This window comes from Mycobacterium neglectum, from assembly GCF_002591975.1.
Lineage (GTDB): Bacteria > Actinomycetota > Actinomycetes > Mycobacteriales > Mycobacteriaceae > Mycobacterium > Mycobacterium neglectum.
The window spans coordinates 31,992-55,001 of record NZ_NVQE01000038.1; the positions used below are offsets into that span (position 1 = coordinate 31,992).

The 23,010-nt window shown below is 66.9% G+C and carries 15 protein-coding genes; 4 read left to right on the top strand and 11 right to left on the bottom strand.

Annotation, left to right across the window (positions count from 1 at the left end; genetic code table 11):
- Window positions 1–11 precede the first annotated feature (11 nt).
- Window positions 12–1,022, top strand: a complete 1,011-nt coding sequence (locus tag CSQ99_RS23780) for a DUF4331 family protein (RefSeq protein WP_099041461.1) — start codon at window positions 12–14, stop codon at window positions 1,020–1,022.
- A gap of 28 nt (window positions 1,023–1,050) precedes the next feature.
- Window positions 1,051–2,475: a serine/threonine-protein kinase gene (locus CSQ99_RS23785; RefSeq protein WP_099041462.1), complete on the top strand. Its 1,425-nt coding sequence runs from the start codon at window positions 1,051–1,053 to the stop codon at window positions 2,473–2,475.
- Between the two features lies 1 nt (window position 2,476).
- Here CSQ99_RS23785 and CSQ99_RS23790 read toward each other — a convergent pair whose 3' ends face one another.
- The 9 genes from CSQ99_RS23790 to pdxR form a co-directional block, all read right to left on the bottom strand.
- A complete protein-coding gene (locus CSQ99_RS23790) occupies window positions 2,477–3,388 on the bottom strand; it encodes an MBL fold metallo-hydrolase (protein ID WP_099041463.1) in 912 nt (303 codons plus the stop codon).
- Window positions 3,385–6,588 carry an arabinosyltransferase domain-containing protein gene (locus tag CSQ99_RS23795; RefSeq protein ID WP_099041464.1) on the bottom strand — a complete coding sequence of 1,068 codons (3,204 nt, stop codon included), beginning with the start codon at window positions 6,586–6,588 and terminating at the stop codon, window positions 3,385–3,387. The genes CSQ99_RS23790 and CSQ99_RS23795 overlap by 4 nt, the downstream gene beginning before the upstream one ends.
- On the bottom strand, window positions 6,585–9,848 hold the full coding sequence (locus CSQ99_RS23800) for an arabinosyltransferase domain-containing protein (RefSeq protein WP_099041478.1): 3,264 nt from the start codon (window positions 9,846–9,848) through the stop codon (window positions 6,585–6,587). Before CSQ99_RS23800 ends, CSQ99_RS23795 begins: the two co-directional genes overlap by 4 nt.
- Window positions 9,849–9,933: 85 nt before the next feature.
- Window positions 9,934–13,215 (bottom strand): arabinosyltransferase domain-containing protein, encoded by a 3,282-nt coding sequence (locus CSQ99_RS23805; protein WP_425437862.1) that lies wholly within the window; start codon window positions 13,213–13,215, stop codon window positions 9,934–9,936.
- Entirely contained in the window at window positions 13,170–15,020 is a 1,851-nt protein-coding gene (locus CSQ99_RS23810; protein ID WP_176561192.1) for a galactan 5-O-arabinofuranosyltransferase, read from the bottom strand. The genes CSQ99_RS23805 and CSQ99_RS23810 overlap by 46 nt, the downstream gene beginning before the upstream one ends.
- Before the next feature lie 31 nt (window positions 15,021–15,051).
- Window positions 15,052–15,834 carry a decaprenylphospho-beta-D-erythro-pentofuranosid-2-ulose 2-reductase gene (dprE2, locus tag CSQ99_RS23815; protein WP_099041467.1) on the bottom strand — a complete coding sequence of 261 codons (783 nt, stop codon included), beginning with the start codon at window positions 15,832–15,834 and terminating at the stop codon, window positions 15,052–15,054.
- Entirely contained in the window at window positions 15,834–17,234 is a 1,401-nt protein-coding gene (dprE1, locus tag CSQ99_RS23820; protein ID WP_099041468.1) for a decaprenylphosphoryl-beta-D-ribose oxidase, read from the bottom strand. Before dprE1 ends, dprE2 begins: the two co-directional genes overlap by 1 nt.
- A 56-nt stretch (window positions 17,235–17,290) precedes the next feature.
- Window positions 17,291–17,686: a GtrA family protein gene (locus tag CSQ99_RS23825; RefSeq protein ID WP_099041479.1), complete on the bottom strand. Its 396-nt coding sequence runs from the start codon at window positions 17,684–17,686 to the stop codon at window positions 17,291–17,293.
- Between the two features lie 24 nt (window positions 17,687–17,710).
- On the bottom strand, window positions 17,711–19,129 hold the full coding sequence (gene pdxR / locus CSQ99_RS23830) for a MocR-like pyridoxine biosynthesis transcription factor PdxR (protein WP_099041469.1): 1,419 nt from the start codon (window positions 19,127–19,129) through the stop codon (window positions 17,711–17,713).
- A 49-nt stretch (window positions 19,130–19,178) separates the two neighbouring features.
- On the opposite strand from pdxR, the gene CSQ99_RS23835 reads away from it, so the two are divergent.
- Together CSQ99_RS23835 and CSQ99_RS23840 are read left to right on the top strand one after the other, a co-directional pair.
- Window positions 19,179–19,649, top strand: a complete 471-nt coding sequence (locus CSQ99_RS23835) for a carboxymuconolactone decarboxylase family protein (protein ID WP_099041480.1) — start codon at window positions 19,179–19,181, stop codon at window positions 19,647–19,649.
- Between the two features lie 27 nt (window positions 19,650–19,676).
- Complete coding sequence (locus CSQ99_RS23840; protein ID WP_099041470.1) at window positions 19,677–20,435, top strand: phosphotransferase family protein; 759 nt, start codon at window positions 19,677–19,679, stop codon at window positions 20,433–20,435.
- Here the strand turns inward: CSQ99_RS23840 and CSQ99_RS23845 are convergent.
- Both CSQ99_RS23845 and CSQ99_RS23850 read right to left on the bottom strand, forming a co-directional pair.
- Entirely contained in the window at window positions 20,428–20,778 is a 351-nt protein-coding gene (locus tag CSQ99_RS23845; protein WP_099041471.1) for a TFIIB-type zinc ribbon-containing protein, read from the bottom strand. The genes CSQ99_RS23840 and CSQ99_RS23845 overlap by 8 nt on opposite strands.
- A 372-nt stretch (window positions 20,779–21,150) precedes the next feature.
- Window positions 21,151–22,740 carry an HNH endonuclease signature motif containing protein gene (locus CSQ99_RS23850; RefSeq protein ID WP_099041472.1) on the bottom strand — a complete coding sequence of 530 codons (1,590 nt, stop codon included), beginning with the start codon at window positions 22,738–22,740 and terminating at the stop codon, window positions 21,151–21,153.
- Between the last annotated feature and the right edge of the window lie 270 nt (window positions 22,741–23,010).

Consider the following 23,010-nt stretch of genomic DNA (forward strand, 5'->3'; position numbering starts at 1 on the left):
ATACTTGCGATGTGTCGAACCATTTCACGGGTCTCAGCCTCGGTCCACCGCTGGGCGATCAACGCCTCGATCTGTGCGATCTGTATGCGTTCCAATCGCCTACCGACTCCGCGCGCACAGTCCTGATCCTCAACGCCAATCCGAACGCCGACGCCCTTCACCCCGATGCCATCTACCGGCTCGCGATCGACAACGACGGCGACCTGCAGAACGACATCGCGTTCAGCTACGTCTTCTCCACCCCGCAGGAGGGGCGGCAGACGGTCGACGTCTTTCTCGCGCACGGCGATGAGGCCAAGGAGCCAGAAGCCATCGGCGAGAAGATCTTCGACGCGGTGGACGTGTCGTTCGGAAAGACCCCCGACATTCACCAATCGGGCGGGTTCACCTTCTTCGCGGGCGCACGCAGCGATGCGTTCTTCTTCGACTTCGACGGCATCAAGAATCTGTTCGACATCTCCGGAACGCGGAATTTCACATCGCCCCATCTTGCGGAACTCGGTGGGAAGTCGCCGTGGACGGGCCAGGATTCCAACACGACGGCCAACGTTTTCTCCACGGTGCTGGAACTGCCCACCGAGTACCTCGGCGCCGACCCCGACATCCGCATCTGGGGCCGCTGCAGCGTGCGCCAGAACGGAAAGCTCGACCACGTGGACCGCGCCGGCCACCCCTCGGTGAGCAGCTTCTTCAACACCGACGACACCAAACTGGAGTACAACGCCAGTGAACCGGTGCGCGATCGTGAGCGCTGGATCGAGCAGTTCATCCACCTGATGGGTCACACCGGCAACTACACGCGCGACGAGGCCATCGCCGCGATCGACCGGGAGGGCACGCTGCCCGACATGCTCACGTTCAACCCGGCCAAAGCCGCCAGGTACCCCAACGGCCGCGCGTTCACCGACGATGTCATCGACTACCGGCTCGCGTTTCTGACCAAGGGCGAATGCCCGCCGAGCGGGTTGAGTCCGCACACCGACACCCTGACCGAGTTTCCGTACCTCGGCACACCCCACTGACGGCCCCGCAGGGAATTACTATTCGCCCATGCCGCTCGCCGACGGACAGGACATCGCCGGGTACACCATCGTGCGCTCACTCGGTGCCGGTGGCATGGGCGAGGTCTACCTGGCCCAGCATCCCCGCCTGCCACGCTACGACGCGCTCAAGGTGCTTTCGGCGACGGTTTGCGCCGACAGTGAATACCGGGAACGCTTCAACAGGGAGGCCGACATCGCGGCCACGCTGTGGCACCAGCACATCGTCGAGGTGCATGACCGTGGCGACGTCGACGGCCAGCTCTGGATCTCGATGGACTACGTCGAGGGCACCGACGCACACCGGCTCCTGACGGAGAGCTACCCGGACGGTATGCCCCCGGACGACGTGATCCGGATCATCGCGGCCGTCGCAGACGCACTCGACTATGCCCACGACCGGGGACTGCTCCACCGCGATGTCAAGCCCGCCAATATCCTGTTGGCCAATCCCGGAACCACCAATGAGCGAATCATGCTGGCGGATTTCGGGATTGCCAGGCGCATCGGCGACACCACGAATCTGACCGGTACCAACATGACCGTGGGGACCGTCGCGTACGCTGCGCCGGAGCAACTCATGGGCGAGGGCATCGACGGCCGGGCTGACCAGTATGCGTTGGCGGCGACAGCTTTTCAGCTGCTGACGGGTACTCCGCCGTTCAAACACACCAATCCCGCGGTCGTCATCAGCCAGCACCTGACAGGCGATATCCCGTCGATCGGGACTCGTCGACCCGAATTGTCGAATCTCGGCCCGGCGTTCACCAAGGCGCTCGCGAAGTCGCCACACGAGCGTTTCGACAAGTGCATCGATTTCGCCCGTGCGTTGGCCCATCGGACGAACCCGACCGCATCGGGTTCGGGTTTGCAATGGTCCGGCGGTGCTGCGGGAGACATCGGCAAATCGGAGCCGACGATGCTCGCGCAGTCCGTGACGGGGGCGTCGGGCGCGAGACACGCCAAACCCGAGCCTGCCTCCAAGCGACGATTTGTTCTGCCCGCGGCCATCGCGGTCGTGGTGCTCGCCATCGCGGCGGGCGCCTACGTGCTTTTCGATCGCGGGCGCGATCGGCCGGCTGCACCCGCGGCGGCCCCCACCAGTGCCTCGGCACCCGCACCCGCACCGCCGCGGGGCGTCGCGCTGCCGGTGGTGGTCGTGGGGGCGGAGTGCGGCACGCTCGGCGAGGCCGGACTCACCGGAACCGGCGCGCCGGTGTACTGCGCGCATCTGCCGACCACCGGCGCGGAGATCTGGTCGACGTACCCCGGTCAGATCTCCAGTCCCACAGTCACTCCCGGACCCAACGACCAGGTGCTCCCATCGGAGAGCCAGCAGCCGGTGCTCGTCTGCATGGAGCAGACCGGGCAGTCCCATGTCGACTGCCACAACGACATTCTCGAGGTCAACGAATCCGCAACCGAGTCACCGTAGCTCAGATCGCCGGCAGCTCCAGCCAGTCGTCGACCATGAACGCATCGCCACGCGCAACCACCGTCGCGCCGCCGTGCCCCGGATAGTGTGCGGGAATTACCGCGGCGCGGCGCCGGGACGCCTCGGTCAGCACTCGCTTACGGGTCGCCGCCGCCAAGTCGAAATCCTCGTCCCACGCACAGGGATCGTTGGGTCGGTGCAACTGCACCGGGCAGTGCGTCAGGTCGCCGACGAAGACGGCGGGCTTACCGGCATCCAGCCAGACCACCGAGGCTCCCGGCGTATGACCGGGCGCGGGACGCAGCCATAGCGACTCGCTGAGCTGATGGTCGCCGGACCACAACTCGATCTGCTTCTGCACGGGAGACACGCTGTCGGCGAACACTGTTCGGACATGCTGTTGAGTCGATTCCGCTTCGGGTGACTGCGGTGTCGAGGTCTGCGCCGGACCGTCGGGGCAGAAGTGCCGGTAGTCGGCTTCGGGAACCAGGTAGCGGGCATTGGGGAACGTCGGCACCCACGCCTCCCCTTCGCGCCTGGTATTCCAGCCGACGTGGTCGAAGTGCAGGTGGGTGTTCACGACGACGTCGATATCGGCGGGTTCGAAGCCCGCGCGGCCGAGTACCGCCAGGAAATCGGTCTGCAGATGATCCAGAACCGCCATCAGCGGCCGGGCTTTGTCGTTGCCCGCGCCGGTGTCGATGAGCACGGTTTGCCCGTCCACCTCGATCACCCAGATCTGCATGGCGATTCGCCAGCCGCCTTCGTTCCAGTAAGTCGGCTTGAACTCGCTGTCCTCCCGCCAAACATCCCGCGGTGTCAAGGGGAAGACCTCCGTCGGCAGGTTGTCGACCTGGGTCTCGATGACACGGGTGAGTGTGGCATCGCCGAGGCGGATGCGGTCCGAGGTCACGGCTTGATCCTTATGTGACCAGGGGAGTACAGCCCGCTGCGCGTGGCAGTGCCGAAATCGAGGGTGGCGGGTTCGGCATCGACGATGGTGTCGAACTTGCGGAGCGAACCCCAGTCGCGGCCCCAGTCGTTCGACAGGTAGGTCGCCATCACATGGGCGCGCAGCAGAAGGTCGGTGATGCCCAGCAGGCCGCCGTTGAGGCCATCCTGCCAGGTGTCGGTGTCCTTGCGTTTTGCGTTGTAGTCCGGCGTGATCCGGTACTTGGGGATCTCGGTGACGCCGTTGGCGTGCAGCATCGGTTGCTGGCACGGGAACGCCATCCCGACGGCCCAGTCCATCAGAACGGGCTGAGCGGACCCGACGTACTCCTGCACCGACCGCAGCTCAGGAACCCGCGGCGGTGTGACGGCGATCCAGTCGCCTTGAGTGAGCGAAACATCTTCGGCCACTACACGTACCGCGATCGCGTCGGCGGGAATCTGGTCGCGGGGAAAGCGCAGGTTGCGCCACGACGGAGCGGGTCCAAGGTCGTAGGGCACCAGCCGGCCTCCTGGTACGGGGGCGCCGTCCGGTCCGGGAAGCGCGTATTCCAGTTCGACCGTCTGTCCCTCGGTCCGCGCGTTGAACACGCTGTCGCCGGTGATGGTGCCCGCCGCGGTGACGACCACGAGCGGGTGGGCATCCTCACGCGGCGGTAGCTCGTACCAGGCCGACGTCAGCCGACTCTCTTGCTGCGCGCCCTGAACGTAGCTGCCTGCCAACGGAACCCGTGCGGGGTCGAGGCCGTAGGGCAGTGGCACCGTCGACCCGTTGACGCCCGGCGTCTTGCGCTTGGTCGGCTGATCCCAGTCGTAGTCGGTGCCGGGCATCGGCAGGCTCATCCGGATCGTCTCGGCGACGATCTTTTCCGGCACCCCGCTGGGGGTGAATCCCGTCGGCCCGACGCCGCCCAGCGGACCCAGCGGACCGTAATCACCGGGCAGCGCCTTCAGGAAGCCGTCGTTGGAGTCGGGTTCCACCAGCACGTCGTCGGCCAGACCGCATCCGCCGGTGAACGCGCGCAGGTTGGACCACGCATTGGAATACGTCGGGTACTGGCGCACGACACCCGCGAGCATCGATCCCACGAACACCAGCACCATGAATCCCGCGGCGACGGGAATCGGCGCTGCCGTGATGGCCCGCGTCACGCGGTCTTCACCCCAACGGCGGTCCGCAAAATGCAGGTATGTCGCCCAGATCGCCGCGAGGGCGAACAGCGCGAAGAAGATCGTGCTGACAGTGATCGGGCCGATCTTCGGCATCGCATTGTTGAACGGGACGCCGTAGCTCGACACGTACCACCACCCGTTGGTGGTCGCGAAACACAATGCGAGCAGGAACAGTACGGCCGCCACAACCGCCATCCGGTTACGTGAGGCGCGCAGCACAGATCGGGATACCAGCACCGTCGCCAGCGCCGCCATCGCGGCGCCGACAGCGGCGAACAGGCCGAAGTGGTGCACCCACTTGGTGGGGGCGAACTGCAGGAAGAAGATCGTGCCGAAAATCGTGCCCATCAGCCGCCACGCGGGGCCGCGGGCGACACCGGGGATGCGCTTGCGCCGCAACAGGATGAATAGCGAGGCGAACAGCGCCAATGCTGTCATCAGGAACCCGAAGCGTCGCGATAGCGAGCCGTCGACCGTCGGCAAGATCAGGTAGTAGTACCGAAGGTTCTCGGTCCACCACTCCTGAGCGGGTCCGACGGAGGTGCGGATTCTGGTGGCTTCCATCACCGTTGCGATCGTCTGGTCGGCGAAGACGACGGTCAGGATCACGGTTCCCGCGGCCAGCATCGGCAACACCAGAGGCCACGTGCCGACGAGGCGATGCCTGCGCACCAGGATCCGCAGGAGCGGTCTGCCGCCCGCCAACAGCGCGGCCACGGCGATCAGTCCGGTCGGCTGGATGCCCAAGGTGAATGCGGCGGCCAGCGTGGCAAGTGCCGCCGGTGTCATCCGACCCGAGGCGATGGCACGCTCGATCAGCACGTAGGTGATGAGAGCGCCGGTGGCGATCTGACCTTCGGGCCGCAGGCCGTTGTTGAACGGCATCCAGGCGGCCAGCAGAACAAGACCCGCTGCCCACACCGCCGCGCGACTCGATGCCACCGCGGGGCCCAACCGCGGCAACACCTCACGAGATAGCAAGAGCCAGCAAAGGATCCCGCACACCAGATCCGGCAGGCGAATCCAGATACTCGCATCGCTGACACTGGTCATCAGCGCGAGCAGGTTGTAGTACCAGCCGAACGGATCCTCGGGACTGCCGAACCATCTGAAGTAGTTCGACATGTAGCCGGCATGGCCGGCGACGCGCGCCATCTGCAACTGGTAGCCGTCGTCCGACGAGTTTGCGCCGATGATGTGCCACAGCATGAAGCCGCCGACCACCACCACATCGGTGGCGCTGAAAGTCCGCCACCGCGACGGGATGACGCGCCGCATCCGTCTGCCATCGACCTGGTCCAGCCGCCAGAGCGCGACCAAAGCGATGATCGTGGCGAGTATCGCCAGCACCATCGCCGAGAGCTTCAATGCCGTTGGCTGCGTGGTGAAGCGGGTGTCGATCACTGCCGAAACCGACAGCTCCGGCGGTGCCGGACCGGTCAGGTCGGTGAACATGCCGACGATCTGAGGTCGCAGGTTGGGATCGGCGAAGCCGGTGTACTGGTCGGTGCCGTCGGCTTTACGCAGCCCGACGAATGTCGCGAATGTGCCTGCCTCCGAGGAGGTGATCTCGATGCGCTGACAGTCCGGGGATTCCACCCGCGCGCGCGGCACGCTGGCCACCACGACGTTGCGGTCGGTGACGTCGACCCGCTGCGCCGAGACCGTGACGAACAGGCCCTGCAATGCGGCCTGCTTGCCGTCCTTCGGCGCGGTGCCGAGCACCATGCCGCCCGACGGCGGCATCGAACGAACGACCTCGCAGGGCACCGTCGCGGTCATCGACACCGGTGTCAGTGAGATCAGTGGCGCCGTCACGTTATTCATCTGCCCGGCCTGTGGCCAGTTCAGCGTCGCCGTGGTCTGCACCACCGGAAGCAGTGGGGTCGCGACCGAGAGCACGAAGCCGATGAGCCCGGCGATCATGGCCACCCAGCGGGCGACCCTCACGTCCTTCACGTCCTTCAGGTCAGTCACGGGCCCGGTCATGGCAGCGCCCTGATCGGTCCGTTACGGCTCCACCCGAAGACTCGTTGCACGCCCTGCTCGATATTGGCGTTCGGTGCACGCGATGCAGGCACCACCCGGTCATAGCGTTCGATCGAACCCCAGTCGCGGTACCAGTCATCGCGCAGGTAGCTCGGGACGGCGCTGGTGCGAAGCAGCGCCTGGATGAACAGGAACGGCCCGCCGTCCTGTGCGGATTGCCACATGTTCGACGACGACACCATCTGCTTGAAGTTGGGCTGGATGCGGTACTCCGGCAACTCGGCGACACCGAGATGCTCGGAGAACGGCCGCTGGCAGGGGAAGTTCGCCGCCGTCGCGATGTCCAACATCACCGGTGTCTCCGAGCCGAGCAGCTGCTGCGCGGTTTCGAGCACGGGCACCCGCGGCGGGGTGAACGCGAACCACTGGTCGTCGGACAGGTTCGGGTCGTCGGCGACGATGCGCGCGACGTTGGCCTCCGGCGGCGCCCATGCCAGCGGGAAACGTAAATTGCGCCAAGCCTTCTGGGGGAAGATGTCGATGGGCTGCACGTCGCCCAACGCCTGGTAGCTCCCGTCGGGCCGGTGCACGCCCCACTGCAGTTTCAGCGACTGCCCGTAATTGAAGGAGCCGTCCTCCTCGAAATACCAGATGGCGCCCGCGGCGGCGACCGTGACGAGCGGGCGATCGGGGGTTCGTGGCGGTAGTTGGTACCACGCCGAAGTCACCTTGGCCGCAACGGTGTTTTCGTCATAACTGCCCATCACCGGCGTGCGCTTTGGATCGAGACCGAACGGCAGGAATGCGTTCGAGCCGTTGACGCCGACGGGACCGTAACCACCACCGGTGCCCGCCGCGTATCCGATGCCGACGTTCGGTTCGTTGGGGGAGCCGTCGGAGTTCACCAGGCCGGGGTTGGCGGTGACGGGTTCGGCGGGCTCCAAGGTGTCGCTGACGCCGCTCGGGGTGAACCCCACCGGATTCTCGCCGCCGAGCGGGCCGTACTCGCCAACCTGCTGACCCGGAACCGGTTGCAGCATACCGGCATTGGTGTCCGGTTCGACTAGGACATCGTCGGCCATCGCGCAGCTCGTTGACGACAGCCCCGACATGAGAGCGGCGGCGTTGGCCTTACCGGTGGTGTATACCGGGTAGCGCTGGGCGGCCCCCTTGGCCAGTGAACCGACCTCGAGCACCACCATGATGACGGCGACCACCAGCAGCGGCGTCGACGCCAGCGCCCGGTTGCGGCCGGTGTTGGCGACCTCGGTGTGGCCCGTGTAGTCCATGCGGAAGTGCAACCACCCGGCCAGCAGGCCCGTCAGGATCGCCAGCACCAAGAAGATGGTCAGGACCGGGATCCCGGCGATCACCGGCTGTTTGTCGAACCACGGCACCCCGTAGTTGCCGACGTAGAACCAGCCGTTGATACCCGATGTCGCCCAAGCCAATACGAACAGCAGCGCGGTCACATAAAGCGCGACGTTGCGTCGGCTGTGCAGTCCGACCCTGGCGAACGAGAACGCGGTGACCGCGCCGAGCGCACCTGCCAGGGCGGCGAACGCACCGAACTGCACAGCCCACTTCGTCGGCGTGAACGTCAGCAGCAGAAGGCCGATGGCCGTCGCGCCGATCAGGCGCCAGACCGGTCCGCGGGCCATGCCGGGGACTGAGCTGCGGCGCAACAGGACCGTCAGCATGCCGAACAGGCACAGCAGAAGCACAAGCACCGCGAAGCGACGCGTCAGTGACGAGTCGACGCTGTCCTCGACGGTGAGGAAGTAGTAGCGCAGAAACTCCTGATACCAGGCGATGGTCGGTCCGACGACATATTTGATGCGGGCCGACTCGGCGACGGTGGCCAGGGTTTGGTCACGGAACACGATCACGAAGATCAGCGCCGCCGATGAAAGCAGTGTGGCCAGCGGACCGACCACACCGTCGACCGCTCGGCGGCTGCGGATGATCCGTGCCACGGCGCGGGCACCGACGAGCAGGGGCGCCACCGCGATGAGGCCCTGCGGCGCCAGGGTCACCGAGAACGCGGCCACCACGATGGCGACCGCGTAGGGCAGCAGGCGTCGGGTCGCGATGGAGTATTCGACCAATGCCCACGCCGCGATCACGCCGAAGGCGATCAGCGGCTCGGGGCGCAGACCGTTGTTGAACGGCAGCCAGGCGGCCAGGAACACCGCCCCTGCCGTCCAGACCGTGACGCGGTTGGCCGCGAGCCGCCTGCCCAGCCGAGGCAGCACCCAGCGGCTCAGGATCAGCCATGCGCCGATTCCCGCAAGGGTCGCCGGAATGCGCATCCACACACTGGCGGTGCTGATGGCCGCGAGTTGCGCGAGCACGGACTGATACCAGTCGAACGGGGCCTCGGTGGCGCCGAAGAAGCGGTAGTAGTTCGCGGTGTAGCCGGTGTCGGCGGACACCCGGGCGATGGTCAGGTTGTAGCCGTCGTCTGACGTCAGCGCGCCGATGATGTGCCAGAGCAGCAGTGTCCCGACCACACCGACGTCGGCCAGCCAGGTCGCCCAACCCACCCGCCAGAGTCGACGCCACGCGTTGGCGACGCGCCTCGAGGAGAGCCGGTCGAGCACGCCCATGGCCGCCATCGAGGCGAGTACGCACATCACCCCCAGCACCATCGCCGCCAGCTTGAGGGTCGTCGGTGACGTGATGAACCGGGTGTCGATGTCGATACGCCCCGACAGCCCCGTCTGCGCCGCCACCTCCAGATCGGTGAACACCCCCGCAACCTGTGGCTTCTTTTCGGCCGACAGGGTGCCCGCCGCACCGGGGATACCGATGAAGTCGGCGCCGACCTCGCCCGGGTTGGCCCAGAGGTGCAGCGAGCTGCACGCACCGGACTCGACGGCGGGCCGGGGTGCGACGGCGGCGACGGAGTCTCGGACCGCGACCACCACGACGTCGGCGGTGGCACGGACGAACATGCCGTTACGGCTGGCGTCGATACCGTTCGTCGGCACGGTGGACACCACCAAACCGCCCGCTTCGGGCAGGGTGGCGATGGCCTGGCAGGGGATGGAGATGTCGAGGGCCAGCGGTGCGCCGGACACCAGCGGCGCGGTGATATCGGTGATCAGCCCGTCGGGACCGGACGACTGTGGCCACAGGATGGTGGCGGTGGTCTGTTGGACCGGCAGCAGCGGAATCAGGCCGCACAGCAGCAGACCCGCGATGCCTGCGACGACGGCGATCAGGCGCGCGAACCGGTGGGTCCGCTCTGCTCGCATGTCTTCGGGGTCGGCTGGCACGAGGCTCGATGGTATGCGACGTAGGTGTGAGAGCCGACGATGCGGGGCCGTGCGCAGCCGTACTTCAGGACAGCCGCAGCGGTGCCGGGCTCCACAGTCCGCTGCGAGTCGCGGTTCCCAGTTCCAGCCGCGCCGGCTCCGCGTTCGGATACCACGGGTTGAGCTGCTGCAGCGCGCCCCAATCGCGGAACCAGTCGTCCTTCAGATAGCTCGGCACCGTGGTGGCCCGCACCAGCAGTTCCGTGATGCCCAGCGGACCGCCGCCCAGGTAGTCCATCACCGGTGAATTGGCCTCTGCGCCGAACCGGTCGGGCAGGATCCGCCACTTGGGCACCTCGGCTACGCCGTACTGGTGGCCGAATGGGCGCTGGCACGGGAACGCGAGGCCCACCAGCCAGTCCAGCAGTACCGGATCTTCGGTGCCCACGACGTCCTGCAGGGTGCGCAGCTGCGGGATGCGTGGCGGGGTCAGCGCGATCCAGTGCTGCGGATTGAGATCGTCGTCAGTCGCGACCAGGCGCACCTGGGTGGCCTCGGCGGGAATGGCGTCCATCGGAGCACGCAGGTTGCGCCAGGCCGGCACCGCGCCGACGTCGGCGAATCCGACACCGCCGCCCGCCTCGTCGTTGGCCGCCTGTTCGTCGTCGGCCCATTGCAGGGTGACCTCGCTCCCGTCGAAGCGACCGGCCGCGGCGACCACCAGCAATGGGCCCGACTCGTCCCGGGGCGGCAGCCGGTACCACGCCGAGCGCAGCTCCGCAGGCTGCTGGGTGCCGCTGCGCCAGCTGCCCAGCACCGGTGTCGTCGCCGGGTCGAGGCCATAGGGCAGGCGGGCCCGGGATCCGTTGACGCCGGCCGCGGCGGTGGTGCCACCCTCGGTGCCCGCCTCGCCCGCCGTCTCATCCGCTTCCGGTGTGTCGGCGAAGTTCGTCGCGGTTCCGGGGCCGGAAAGCACCTCGTCGGCCGATACGTCGGACGGGATTCCGTTGGGGCCGAATCCTTCTGCGGTCACCGCACCGAGGGCGTCACTGACCGGCACGTCGACGGGCATCAAGATGGCGCCGTTCGGATCCTGTTCAACGAGCACGTCCTCGGCCATCCCGCAGGTCTTGCCCGCCACCGCCTCGAGGTTGGATCGGCCGACGCTCCACGCCGGATACTGGTCGACCATCGCCAGGGTGAGCGATGCCACCTCGAATACGACGAGCACCCAGGTCGCAACGGCCAACGGCGACTGGACAATCCGCTGCCATCTCCTCGGCGGACCCGGCGGCGACACATCGCGGCCCGAGAAGTGGAACCACGCCGCCAGTAGCAGCGCAAGGACCGAGAAACCCAGCAAAATGGTGGTGAAGCCGAACTTCCACTCGGGGAACTCGTTGGACCACGGCACTCCGAAGTTGGAGACGTACCACCACCCGTTGACGGTCGCGAACGACAGCGCCATCACGAACAGCACCGCCGCGCCGAACACCGAGCGGTTACGGCGCGAGCGCATCGCGACCGCCGTGACGGCGACCGCGGCCAGCGCACCGAGCGATCCCGCCAACCCGGCGAACACCCCGAAGTGGTGGGTCCACTTGGTCGGGGTGAACATCAGCGCCAGAAACGAGATGACCGTGATGCCGATGATGCGACGGCTTGGGCCCAACGCGGTTCCCGGAATCCGGTACTTGCGCAGCGACATCGCCACCGACACCGCAAGTGTCAGCAGAAGTGTGAGTACCGCGAACCGGCGGGCGACCGAGCCGTCGGGGCTGGTGGTGAACAGTCGCTCGTAGCGGATGTGCTCGTCGAACCAGCTCAGGCTCGGGCCGACGGCGGACTTGAACGTGCTGGCCTGCAGTTCACCGGCCAACGTCTGATCGCGGAAGATCAGGAAGATCGTCACCGTGCCTGCCGCCAGGATAGGAGCCAGCAGCGCCAGGTACCCGAACCGCGAAGTATGCGCGGCCACAATGGTTTTCAGGGGACCCACCGCGACGAGAAGTGCGCCGACCGCGGCGATGCCGGTGGGCCCGGAGAACAACGTCAGTGCACCGATGATGATGGCGATCGCCACCGGTAGCAGCCTGCTGGTGGCCACCCCGCGTTCCACCGAGCACCATGTGAGCAGGATGCCGAGCGCGATGATGGGTTCGGGGCGCAGGCCGTTGTTCAGCGGCAGCCAGAACACCAGGAACAGGCCAGCCGCCGTCCACGCCGCAGCCTGGCTGGTCTTGACGGCGTGGCCCAGCCGCGGCAGCACCTCGCGACTGATCACCCACCAGCAGGCGAGCGCCATCGCGAGCGTCGGCAGCCGCATCCAGACGCTGGTGGTGCTGACGTGCGCCCACAAGGCGAGCAGGTCGTAGTACCAGCCGAACGGGGCTTCTGGGGTGCCGAACCATCGGTAGTAGTTCGCCATGTACCCGGCATGCTCGGACACCCGCGCCATGGTCAGGATGTAGCCGTCGTCGGCGGTGTTGGCCCCGACGAAGTGCCACCACACCAGCACCGCGGTGACCACGCCGTCCAGCGGTTTGACCGACCACCATCGCGGCGGCAGGAAGCGTTTGACCGATCTGCCGTCGGCGGTGTCCAAAACATGCAGGGCGCCGAGCGCGATGATCGTCATCGCCACGCCGATGATCATCGCCAACACTTTCAGCAGCGTGGGCGCGCTGCTGTAACGGGTGTCCAGCGTCGCCGAGAACTCGAGGCCGGGTGGCGCCGGACCGGACAGATCGGTGAAGACGCCGACGATCTGCGGGCGGAAGTCGTAGCCGCCGCGCTCACCGCGCAGGGGTGCGCCGGGATCGTCGGAGTCAGGTGACTTCACCAGTCCGACGAATTCGCCCGTCACCTGGTCGGCCTGCGCGGTGAACGTCAGCTCCTGGCAGGCCGGGCTGAGCACCTGGTCCAGCGGTGCGCTGACCACCGGGGTGTTGCGGACGATGACGAGCAGGTCATTGTTGACCCGTTCGATGAGCAGACCGCGATCGATCGCCTTGGGTGCCTGCTTGGGCACTGTCGACAACAGCACGGTGCGGCCGCGGTTCTGCGGCCCGGCCAGGCCCGCCGCCGCGCTGCAGGGCACCGAGATCTCCAGGTCGGTGGCCACGTATCCGATCAGCGGTGCGTCAACGCTCTGTAGTACGCCGTTCTGGGGCCAGTTCAGCTGCGCGGTGGTCTGCACCACCGGTAGCAGGGGGGTGGCGAGCGCCAGCGCCGCACCGACCAGACCCGCGACGATGGCGATGATTCGCGCCGTCCGGTGGTTAGCCGTCCTCGCCCCGCCTCCGGTCACGGGGGTTGATCCTAATTGGGCAGCCGAATGGCCAGCACGAACGGCCCGATCTCGGATACGTCGAAGCGTGGATCGTCGAACAGCGCCTCGTCGAGCGTGACGTGGTAGCGCCGCACGTTGGGCTGGTTGGGGTAGACGTCGGAAGCCAGCCGCAACGTGTACGTGTCGTCTGCGCCGCGACGCATCAGGAACACGTCGGGCGCCTTCCACGGCAGCGAATCGAGGCTTTCGATGAACTGATCGGCATCGGTCAGCGTCGCCCAGCCTTCGATCGTGTCGGCACGCTTCTCGAATTGAGCGAGCGGGTTGGCGTAGTGCGACGTCAGCCCCTGGAATCCGTAGTACGGGTAATACGACAGGAAGCTGTAGTCCGCGGTGAGTACCACGGTCTCGTTTCGCGGCCGACCCGTCACCTCGCCGACCCTGGCGTCGATCTCGCGGTAGTAGCGCTCGGCGCCCGGCGGACGGCGGTCGGCCCGGTGGCCGTCGCCGTCGGTATCGGTGTAGGCGACGACGATGTCGGAGCGCAACACGTCCGGAATGTCCTGGGCGAAGGTCAGCGCACCGATGGCGCCCAGTGTTGCGGCGACCGCGACAACGCGCCGTCCGGTTTCGGGCGCATACCGGCGTGCGATCGCCAGGGCGACTTCGATGAAGCCGAAGGCGCCTGCCGCCGCCAGCAGCACCGTGAGCGGCGGCTGTAGCCGGAAGGACAACAGGGTGGTGCCGAGCAGCGTGGTGAGCATCGAGAGCAGCGACCACGCGTAGACGGCGAGCACGGCGACGGCCAACGCGCCTGCGCGGGTCGACGAGCGGGCACGCCACACCAGCCACAGCGTCCCGAGCAAGCACAGCGCGCCGAGCAGGGTGAAGCGCAGCATCGGGAACTCCAGCGATGCGCCTGCCGCCGGTAGATAGTGCTGAGCGGAGCCGGACCCGGCAGGCCTGTCCTTGATCGCGGCCAGCAGCCACGGACCGAGACCGATCAGCCACATGGCCGCCGAGATCGCCGCGATGACAAGCAGTCTGCGCAGCGGCTCGATAGAACGGCGCGCGGCGGCGAGAGTGAACGCCATGATCGCCAGCGTGAACGCGGCATAGCCGAGCAGCAGCGAGTAGAACAGCGCTGCGACGCCGAGAAAAATCCCCGTCGCAATGACAGCTGCCCAGCCAGCTCGCGTTCTCCCGCCCACCGCCCCGTCCGACTTACCGCCGCGCAACCCCGACCACGCCAGCACGAAGACCGGCGGCAGAAGCACGGTGATGACGGCGGCGTAGGGCTCGGCCGGTGAGTACGCCAGCGTGGCTGCGGCGGTCGCCGTCGTCACGACCAACGCGTACTCGAAGCGAATCATCTTGGCCCACAACACGAAGGCGAGCGCGATGGCGACCGTGATCGAGATGATGGCCCACGGTTTGAACATCTCCCATGCGGGGGTCCCGCTCAGCGCCGCCATCCGGCCGCCGATCCAGAACCAGCCGGGCGGGTAGAACGGCGGCAGCCCGTAGTAGGTCATATCGTGCAGTGCGGGGCTGTCGGCGAGGCGGGTGAGGTATTCGGTGCGGAACTGCTGGTCGACGGAGATCCCGTACAGGTAGAGCTTCGTCGCACCGAGCGGCATCGCCAGCGTGACCACCGAGAACGCCGACAGGAACAGCACCGTCCCGAGCCGCGCCAGGACACGGCGTCCGCGTCGCCAGAGCAGGCCGCACGCGAACAGGCCGGCGAGACAGACGAATTGGCCGACGGTGGTCAGCGCGTGCAGCTGGTTCGAAGAGTTATACGCCGGCCATTCCACCCGCGCGATGGCGACAAGCGACACCGCGGTCACGGTCACCGCGATGATGACCGCCACGGCCATCTGGCCGAGGATCGCCAGCGTGCCGCGCACGTTAGATCGGGAGCTTGCGCATGATGGTGCGCGGGATGTGCCGGATCACCATCATCACGTACCGAAACGCTCCCGGCGCCCACACCAAGTCCTTGCCCTTGGCCGACGCCGCGACCGCCAGTTCGGCGACGTCTTCCTTGTCGACGGTGAAGGGCGCCTCCTTGGCGCCGGTGGCCTTCCAGTGCGCGATCGTCGTGCCGGTGCGCACCTGCCCCGGCCTGATCACCAGGACTCGAACACCGAACTCGCGCAGCGCCTCTCCGAGGCCCAGGTAGAAGCCGTCCAGCCCGGCCTTGGTCGATCCGTAGACGAAGTTCGAGCGCCGCACCCGTTCACCGGCGGCCGAGCTCATCGCGATGATTCGGCCGAAGCCCTGCGCACGCATCTTCTCGCCGAGGAGCACACCGACGGAAACCGCGGCGGTGTAGTTGATCTCGGCGATCTGCACGGCCTTGCGCTGGTTCTGCCACAGTTCCTCGGCGTCACCGAGCAGACCAAAAGCCACGATGGCGACGTCGACGTCGCCACCCGCGAAGGCCGCGTCGATCACTTTCGGGTGGCTCTCGGTGTCGACACCGTCGAAGTCGATCCATTCGACGGACTTCGCTCCGGCGGCTTCCATCTGGGCGATGGCGTCGTCGCGCTTCGGGTGGCCGGGGACGTCGGCCAGCACGATGCGGGCACGTGCGTTGCGCAGGTAGCGCTCACAGATGGCCAGTCCGATCTCGGAGGTGCCTCCGAGCAGCAGGATGGTCTGGGGATTACCGGTGGCATCAAGAACCATTAAAGAAGCTCCAAGCGTCGGGCCATATCGGATGCGAAGACCCCGTTGGGATCGGCCTTGCGGCGCACCGCGATCCACTCGTCGATGAGGGGATACATCTTGTGGAATCTCTCCGCGCTGACGCGGGAATCCTTGGCGGTGTAGACCCGCCCGCCGAATTCCATGACACGGTCATCGAGTTCGTTGAGGAATTCGTTGACGCCGACCTTGTTGGGGAAGTCCATCGCGACGTTCCAGCCAGCCATCGGAAAGCTCAGCGGTGCACGGTTTCCCGGGCCGAACAGTTTGAACACGTTGAGCGCCGAGTAATGCCCACGGGTCTGGATCCAGCGGATGATCGCCTTGAACTCCTCAAGCGCATCGGGGGGTACCAGGAACTGGTGTTGGGCGAAACCCGCTGGGCCATAGGCATTATTCCAGCCGCTGACCAGGTCGAGCATGTGGTAGAACTGCGACAGGTTCATGATCTTGCCGCTGTATGTTCCGCCGAGTCGATAGTAGATCTCGCCGATCGCCATGAACGACAGCTTGTTCATCGCGCTCACCGGGAAGATGTCGGGCACGCTCAACAGTTGTGGCGCATCGAATTTCAGCGGATTCTTGGCCAGCTTGGGTGGTAATTGGTCCAGCGTGGCGAGGCTGCCCCGGCTTACCGCGGCGCGGCCGAGTTTGGGCGGCGGGCTGATCAGGTCGAACCAGGCGCTGGAGTAGGTGTAGCGGTCCTCGCTACCGTCGAGGTGCACGGCGATGGTTTCGTCGAGGTCCTTGGTGGAGACGCCGTCGGCGATGAAGTACGCCGTCTCGGTGCGGGTCATGGCAATATGGGCGCGCACCACGATGCCCGTCAAACCGTTGCCGCCGACCGTGGCCCAGAACAACTCCGCTTCAGGCCCGTCCGGTGTGAGGGTGCGCACCTCTCCGTCTGCCATCAGCAGATCCATCGACAGCACGTGATTGCCGAAGCTGCCTGCGCTGTGGTGGTTCTTACCGTGGATGTCTGAGGCGATGGCGCCGCCGATGGTGACCTGTCGCGTACCGGGCAGCACCGGAACCCACAGCCCGAACGGCAGTGCCGCCTTCATCAGTTGGTCCAGGCTGACCCCGGCGTCGACGTCGGCCACGGTCGTATCGCTGCTCACCGAATGGATCTTGTCCAGTGCGGTCATGTCGATGACGAGTCCGCCGCCGTTGCAGGCCTGGTCGCCGTAGGAGCGGCCGAGACCCCGTGCGAGGACACCGCGACTCAGGAATGTCGCACTCGAAGAGCCGGGATCGTTGGCTTCGCGAACGGCCCTGGCGATCAATTCGACGTCGGGTGTGGACAGCACCTGCGCGACCGACGGTGCGGTGCGCCCGAACCCGGTCAGGGCACGCGAGGTCGTCGGGAGGTTGTCGAACATCGAGACGAGGGTACCGTGCTGCCCGTTTGCGCCCGGTCAGCTGCGCAATTGGTGCGTCAGCGCAACCGGAAGATGACCGCGCGCTGCACGATGAAGTTGATGACCGTCGCGGTGCCCTGCGCGATGACGAACGCCACCGGGACGCGCCACGGCTTGTCGTCCCACGCCATGTAGAGGAGATAGTTGATGCCGACCTGCACGGCGTAGGTGACCGCGTAGAGCGCGCAGACGGCGATGAACCGCACCTTGCTCGGCGGCGCCTGGAACGTCCAGCGCCGGTTGATCAGGTAGGCCGTGGTGGTTCCCGCGATGAAGCTGATGGTCTTCGCGATGTTGACGTGCAACCCCGCCGCCAGAAGCGCGATGTAGAGCCCGAAGTCGACGATCGCCGAGAGGCCTCCGGTGACGATGAATCGCCATGCCTGGGTCGCGAGACTCAGGCCGGGGGGCATCGGGGGCTCGGCCACCCGGGCAGCTTAGCCACCCAGTCCGCTGGCGCTCAGCACGGCGCGCAACGCGTCGATCGCCGCTCCGAATGTGTGCTCGGCCGGGGTGCCGAAGCCGACGACCAGGCCGTCGGGCCGCGCCACCTCGGCCCCGGCCTGCGGATGACGCATGATCGCCAGGCCGGTGACGCCGACGCCGGCCTCGCCCGCGCGCTGCAGCACCTCTTGTTCGGCGCCGTCGGGCAGCGTCAGCGTCAGGTTCAGGCCGGCGTCCAGACCGCGGATGCTGACGTCGGCGGCGGACAGGGCTCCTACGGCGAGATCGCGCCGCCGCCGGTAGCGCATCCGCATGCGGCGGATGTGCTTGTCGTAGCCGCCGCTGGTAATGAATTCGGCCATCGTCAACTGGGTGACGCCGTCGACGTAGAACTGGGACCCGCCTTCGGCTTCGATGACGGCGTCGACGAGGTCGGTCGGCAACACCATCCAGCCCAGGCGCAGGACGGGGGACAGGCTCTTACTGGCTGACCCCAGATAGACGACGCGTTCGGGACTCAGCGCCTGCAGCGCGCCGATCGGTTGGCGGTCGTAGCGGAACTCGCCGTCGTAGTCGTCGTCCATCACGTAGCCGTCGGTCCGTTGGGCCCATTCGACGACCGCGGTTCGCCGGGACGGGTGCAACGACATCCCGTACGGATTGTGATGTGCGGGGGTGAGCAACACCGCGGGCACGTCGAGCTCGTCGAGCTCGGCGACCACCGCGCCGTGCTCGTCGAGATCGATTGGGACGGTGGCGATCCCCATGGCCTCGAGTGCCTCGCGGAAGACGAACAGGCCGTAAGCCTCGACCGCGATCGGCCGTCGGGCTCCGAAGACGCGGCCCATCAACTCAACCGCGTGGCGCACGCCGGCGCAGATGACGATCGAGTCCGGCGATGTCCGGACGCCACGCACGCGCGCCAGGTAGTCGGCGAGCGCGTCACGAAGCTCGGGACGGCCCCGCGGATCGCCCATGCGCAGTGCCTCGGTGGGGGCGTTGGTGAGTGCGCGCCGGGTGGCGGCCGCCCATTGGTTGCGCGGGAACTCCGCCACGTCGGGGTGACCGGGGAGCAGGTTGTGTGTCGGTACCACTCGCACGCCGCGCGGGCGGGCGGGACGTTGGGCGCCGCTGGTGTTGACCACCCAGGTGCCTGCGCCCTGGCGCGACGCCAGCCAACCCTCCGCGACCAGTTCGGCGTACGCCTCGGCGACGGTGTTGCGGGCCAACCCGAGATCGGTGGCCAAGGAGCGCGACGGCGGGAGCATCGTTCCGGCGGCCAGCCGGCCAGACCGCACGGCGTCGCGGAGCGCGGTCAGCAGCAGCTCCCTGGCGCCGCGAGCGCCCGGGGTGATGGCATCGCGCAGATCCAGATGGAGGTCGCGATGACCGGGATTGGCCCATGAATCCATGTCTGAAGTTAACCACGCAGATGGGATTTTGCGCAGTAGCGTTGTGGGCATGACAAGCACCCTGCAAACTTCAGAGTCCCTGGAACGACTCAAGATCTACAAGACATCCCCCGAGCTGTACGACGCGATGATGGCGCTGTCCAATGCGTCGGCCAAAGACCTCGATGTCGAACTCGGTGAGCTGATCAAAATCCGGGCATCCCAGCTCAACCACTGCGCTTTCTGCCTGGACATGCACACGCGCGACGCACGTAAGCACGGCGTCAGCACGCAGAAGCTCGACGTCCTGGCCGCATGGAAAGAAGCCGGGCAACTGTTCTCCGAGAGTGAGCGGGCCGCGCTGGCTTTGACCGAGGCGATCACCCAACTCGGTGACGGCCATGTGCCCGACGACGTGTACCAGCGGGCCGCGGAGGTGTTCTCCGATCGCGAACTCGGCCAGGTGATCGCGATGGCGGTGACCATCAATGCGTGGAACCGCATCAACGTTGCCACCCGCATACAACCGCCTACCCGGTAACGGCCGCGTCGCTAATACGGTCAAGGGATGCAGACCCCGTCCGGTGCAGAGATCCACGTCGACGGCTGCGGTCTCGATGCAGTGGTCTACAAGCTGCACCGACCGGGAACCGACCCGCGGCAGTTGGCCACCCGCTTGCGCGTCGCAGCGGCTTCGCAGGCGTTGGTGTCTCCGTTGTCGGCGCAGCCCGAACGGGTCGGCGACCGGTGGCGTTCGGTCTGGCCATTCGTGGAAACCGTTGTGCCGCAACCTGAGTCCCTACCATGGGCGGAGGCTGGCGGGCTGCTGGCCCGCCTGCACCGCGAGGAACCCGCCGGGCGGATTCCCCCGCAGGGCTGGCCCCAGCGACTGCGCCGGGCGATGGATGCGCTGCGGGAGCGCCCCAATGCCACCGTCCGCCGCGCGGCCGCGGCCCTGCCCGACGCGGTGTGGCGCGCAAGCTCTCCCGGTCGGCCCGCAACGGCGGTGCACGGCGACTTCCACCTTGGCCAGCTCGGTCGGTCAGCTGCCGGTGCGCCCTGGCTGCTGATCGATGTCGACGATCTCGGCGTCGGCGACCCGGCGTGGGATCTCGCCCGCCCGGCCGGATTCTGGGCGGCGGGGCTGATCCCCGATGACGACTGGGCGACGTTCGTCGACGCCTACCGAGACGCCGACGGGCCAGCCCTACCCGCGGGTGACCCGTGGCCGGTTCTCGAGCCGTTCGCCAGGGCGGCGGTGGTGCAGGCCGCCGCACATCATCGGGACGAGCTGCTGTTGGCGGCCTGTGCGCGGATGGCTAGCTAGAGAAGAACAGGCGGCCGAAACCCTGCTTGCGGTAGTGCTTGTTGCCGCGGTGACCCCAGCCGGGACCGTAGTCATAGCCGCCATAGCCCTGCTGCCCGCCGTAGCCCGGTTGCGGGGGCGGTGGCGGCGGCGGCGCGGCCTGGAGGACCCGGTTCTCCATCTGTGTCAGCGACTCGAGCTCGCCGAAGTCGAGGAAGATGCCGCGGCACGTATCGCATTGCTCCAGGTGGATGCCGTTGCGCTCGTACGTCTTCATGATTCCGGAGCACTTCGGACACAGCAGCGTGTTCGCGGCGCCGGACGTCGGCGGTGACGTCGGGGGTTCATATGGCGGGATGCTCATATCGCGATAACGCTAGAGCAACCGGGGAAGTGCCTGGGAGCCAGGTCTCAGGCGGTGTGTCTGCCCCGCGGTTTCGTGTCGGCGTAGGCCAACGCCCAGTCGAGCACATAGTCGGCCACCGCTTCCCAGCCTCGCGCCGCACAGTTCCAGTGGTCGCGACCCACTTCTCCTCGTAGTGCGCCTCCCATCCTTCTCAACTGCGCGGCGGCATCCAGAGGCCGTGCACGAGAACGACGGTGTCGCAGGGACCTTGGGTCTCTGACGTTGAGATCTCTCGATCTATAGCTGGCCCGCCCCTGCCCCGCGCGCAGCTAGCGGCGCTGAAAACATGTTCGCTCGCCTTGAAATCAGCGGGGCCAGATGCGGGTGCCGTCAAAATGGGGGCGGATCGTCGTCGCTTGGCGGTCGTGGTCGAGAGACGCAATATGTTTCTTCGCAAGCCTTCCCGGGATCTTTACCTAGTTCTCGGGCGCGTTCTTCTGCCTCGGTCTGGATGACGCTTTGGTTGTGTCGGCGTTCGTCGTTGATGGCTTGGGTGCGGTTCTGGGTTCGGGTCGCTTTGCGTCGGGGCATGGCCAGCGGGCGGTTGGCGGCGGTGGTGTCGGTCTGGGGCATCTCGACTTTGGTGATGGGTGCGGTGGGTTTGCACAGGGTGGGGAACAGTATTCGGCTGCCCGGATGAGTGGTGTAGGTCTGCCCGTGCGGTGACGTCCACACCACGGTGCCGTCTGGCCACTGTAGGTCGCGCCAGTCGCCGAAGGTTTTGAGTAAGTGATGTTTTCGGCACACGCATTTCAGATTCGACGCCTGGGTCGGGCCTGCCGGGTAGGCGATGGTGTGGTCGAGGTCGCAATGGTGGGCGGGTTCGTCGCAGCCAGGGAACCGGCAAGTCATGTCGCGGCACCGGATGAACGTCGCCAGTACCGCGGTGGGAATGTAGCGCGGCTGCGGCGGCGCATCGCCAGGATGCACGATCGGCACGATCTTCGCAGTGCCGGCGATCTTGGCGGCCAACAACGGGGCCGGCAGCATGCCGCCGCCCATCAGTGCCGCCGGCGCGGTGGCTGCCGGGCCGGTCGGTGGTTCGGGGGCGACGGGTTCTCCCGACCACGGTCGACGGGGTTCTTGGCCGTCGAGTTGGGCTGGGGTGTCATCGGTCAGGGACTCTTCGTGGGCGACGACGTGGACGACCACCGTGCTGGGCTGCCCGTCGGCGGCCGGGCACCGCGGATCTTGACATAGGCAGGCGAGGCGGTCGGCGCCGTGTCCGATCACACCCAGGGCGTCGCTGCGACGCTGATCCATGGTTCTGGGATCGTTGGCGCACACCGCGTCCGCCATGGCCTGCAACCGTTGATCGAGGGCGTCGGCGTCGGTGGCCAACAACCGGGCCTCAAGATCGGCAGTCCCCGACCCGTCCTCGGGTTTGCGTACATCGGCGTAGCGCCCACGCGCGGTGTATTCGTTGCGGCGCACCGCCGCCGGGTCGTAGCGGTCGACCCAGTAGTCGATCTCGGTCTGGGTCTTGTCCACCGACAACGACCCCCAGGAGGTGACGTGTGCGGCGATCTCGGTATCCACCTTGGCCAGCGCGTCAGTGTCTTTGATCAGCCGGGTGCGGGACACCACCGCGGCCACCATGCGGTAGGAGATGGCGCCGGCGGCGAACACCTCGGCCACCCGCGGTAGGCGCTTGCGTAGGCCGTCGGCGATCAGGAGTTGATGCGACGCGACGCCGAGCGACACGTTCTGCGCGGCGGCCACCGAGGCGGCCACGGCGTCCCAGTTGTCCAGGCACCACTGCTCGCGCTCAAGAGAGCCGTCGGCGGCCAGCATTCGTTCGAGCTCATCAGCCATCGCGAACAACCGCCGTGCGCAGGCGGCGTTCTCCACCCGCGCCCACGCGCCCACCGCAGCCGAAGCCCGGCTACGAAGGGCGGCGGTCACCAATGATTCGAACATAGGTTCGACACTACTCACGTCCCCGACGCGTCGCGACCAGCCCAAACCCTACCTGTGGATAAAACCCCGATTGGGGATAACTTCACCCCCTCGGGCAGAGGGCTAGACCCGCTCGGGGCCAGGAACCAGACCCAGTCGCGCAGGAGATATTGTCAAGACCTGTGGATGAGGTTGTTTCAGGCGACCTCGGTTTCGGTTGATTCGTCGCTCTCGGCGGGTGTGATGCCAACGGGCCGTTCGAGTAGCTTGCCTTTGTGGAACACCGCGCCG

What these genes read in the sequence shown, in the direction of transcription:
- CSQ99_RS23785 (WP_099041462.1), top strand. Translation starts at nt 1,051, where the DNA reads ATGCCGCTCGCCGACGGACAGGACATCGCCGGGTACACCATCGTGCGC.
- CSQ99_RS23795 (WP_099041464.1), bottom strand. Translation starts at nt 6,588, where the DNA reads ATGACCGGGCCCGTGACTGACCTGAAGGACGTGAAGGACGTGAGGGTC.
- CSQ99_RS23800 (WP_099041478.1), bottom strand. Translation starts at nt 9,848, where the DNA reads ATGCGAGCAGAGCGGACCCACCGGTTCGCGCGCCTGATCGCCGTCGTC.
- CSQ99_RS23810 (WP_176561192.1), bottom strand. Translation starts at nt 15,020, where the DNA reads ATGGCCGTGGCGGTCATCATCGCGGTGACCGTGACCGCGGTGTCGCTT.
- dprE2 (WP_099041467.1), bottom strand. Translation starts at nt 15,834, where the DNA reads ATGGTTCTTGATGCCACCGGTAATCCCCAGACCATCCTGCTGCTCGGA.
- dprE1 (WP_099041468.1), bottom strand. Translation starts at nt 17,234, where the DNA reads ATGTTCGACAACCTCCCGACGACCTCGCGTGCCCTGACCGGGTTCGGG.
- CSQ99_RS23825 (WP_099041479.1), bottom strand. Translation starts at nt 17,686, where the DNA reads ATGCCCCCCGGCCTGAGTCTCGCGACCCAGGCATGGCGATTCATCGTC.
- pdxR (WP_099041469.1), bottom strand. Translation starts at nt 19,129, where the DNA reads ATGGATTCATGGGCCAATCCCGGTCATCGCGACCTCCATCTGGATCTG.
- CSQ99_RS23835 (WP_099041480.1), top strand. Translation starts at nt 19,179, where the DNA reads ATGACAAGCACCCTGCAAACTTCAGAGTCCCTGGAACGACTCAAGATC.
- CSQ99_RS23840 (WP_099041470.1), top strand. Translation starts at nt 19,677, where the DNA reads ATGCAGACCCCGTCCGGTGCAGAGATCCACGTCGACGGCTGCGGTCTC.
- CSQ99_RS23845 (WP_099041471.1), bottom strand. Translation starts at nt 20,778, where the DNA reads ATGAGCATCCCGCCATATGAACCCCCGACGTCACCGCCGACGTCCGGC.
- CSQ99_RS23850 (WP_099041472.1), bottom strand. Translation starts at nt 22,740, where the DNA reads ATGTTCGAATCATTGGTGACCGCCGCCCTTCGTAGCCGGGCTTCGGCT.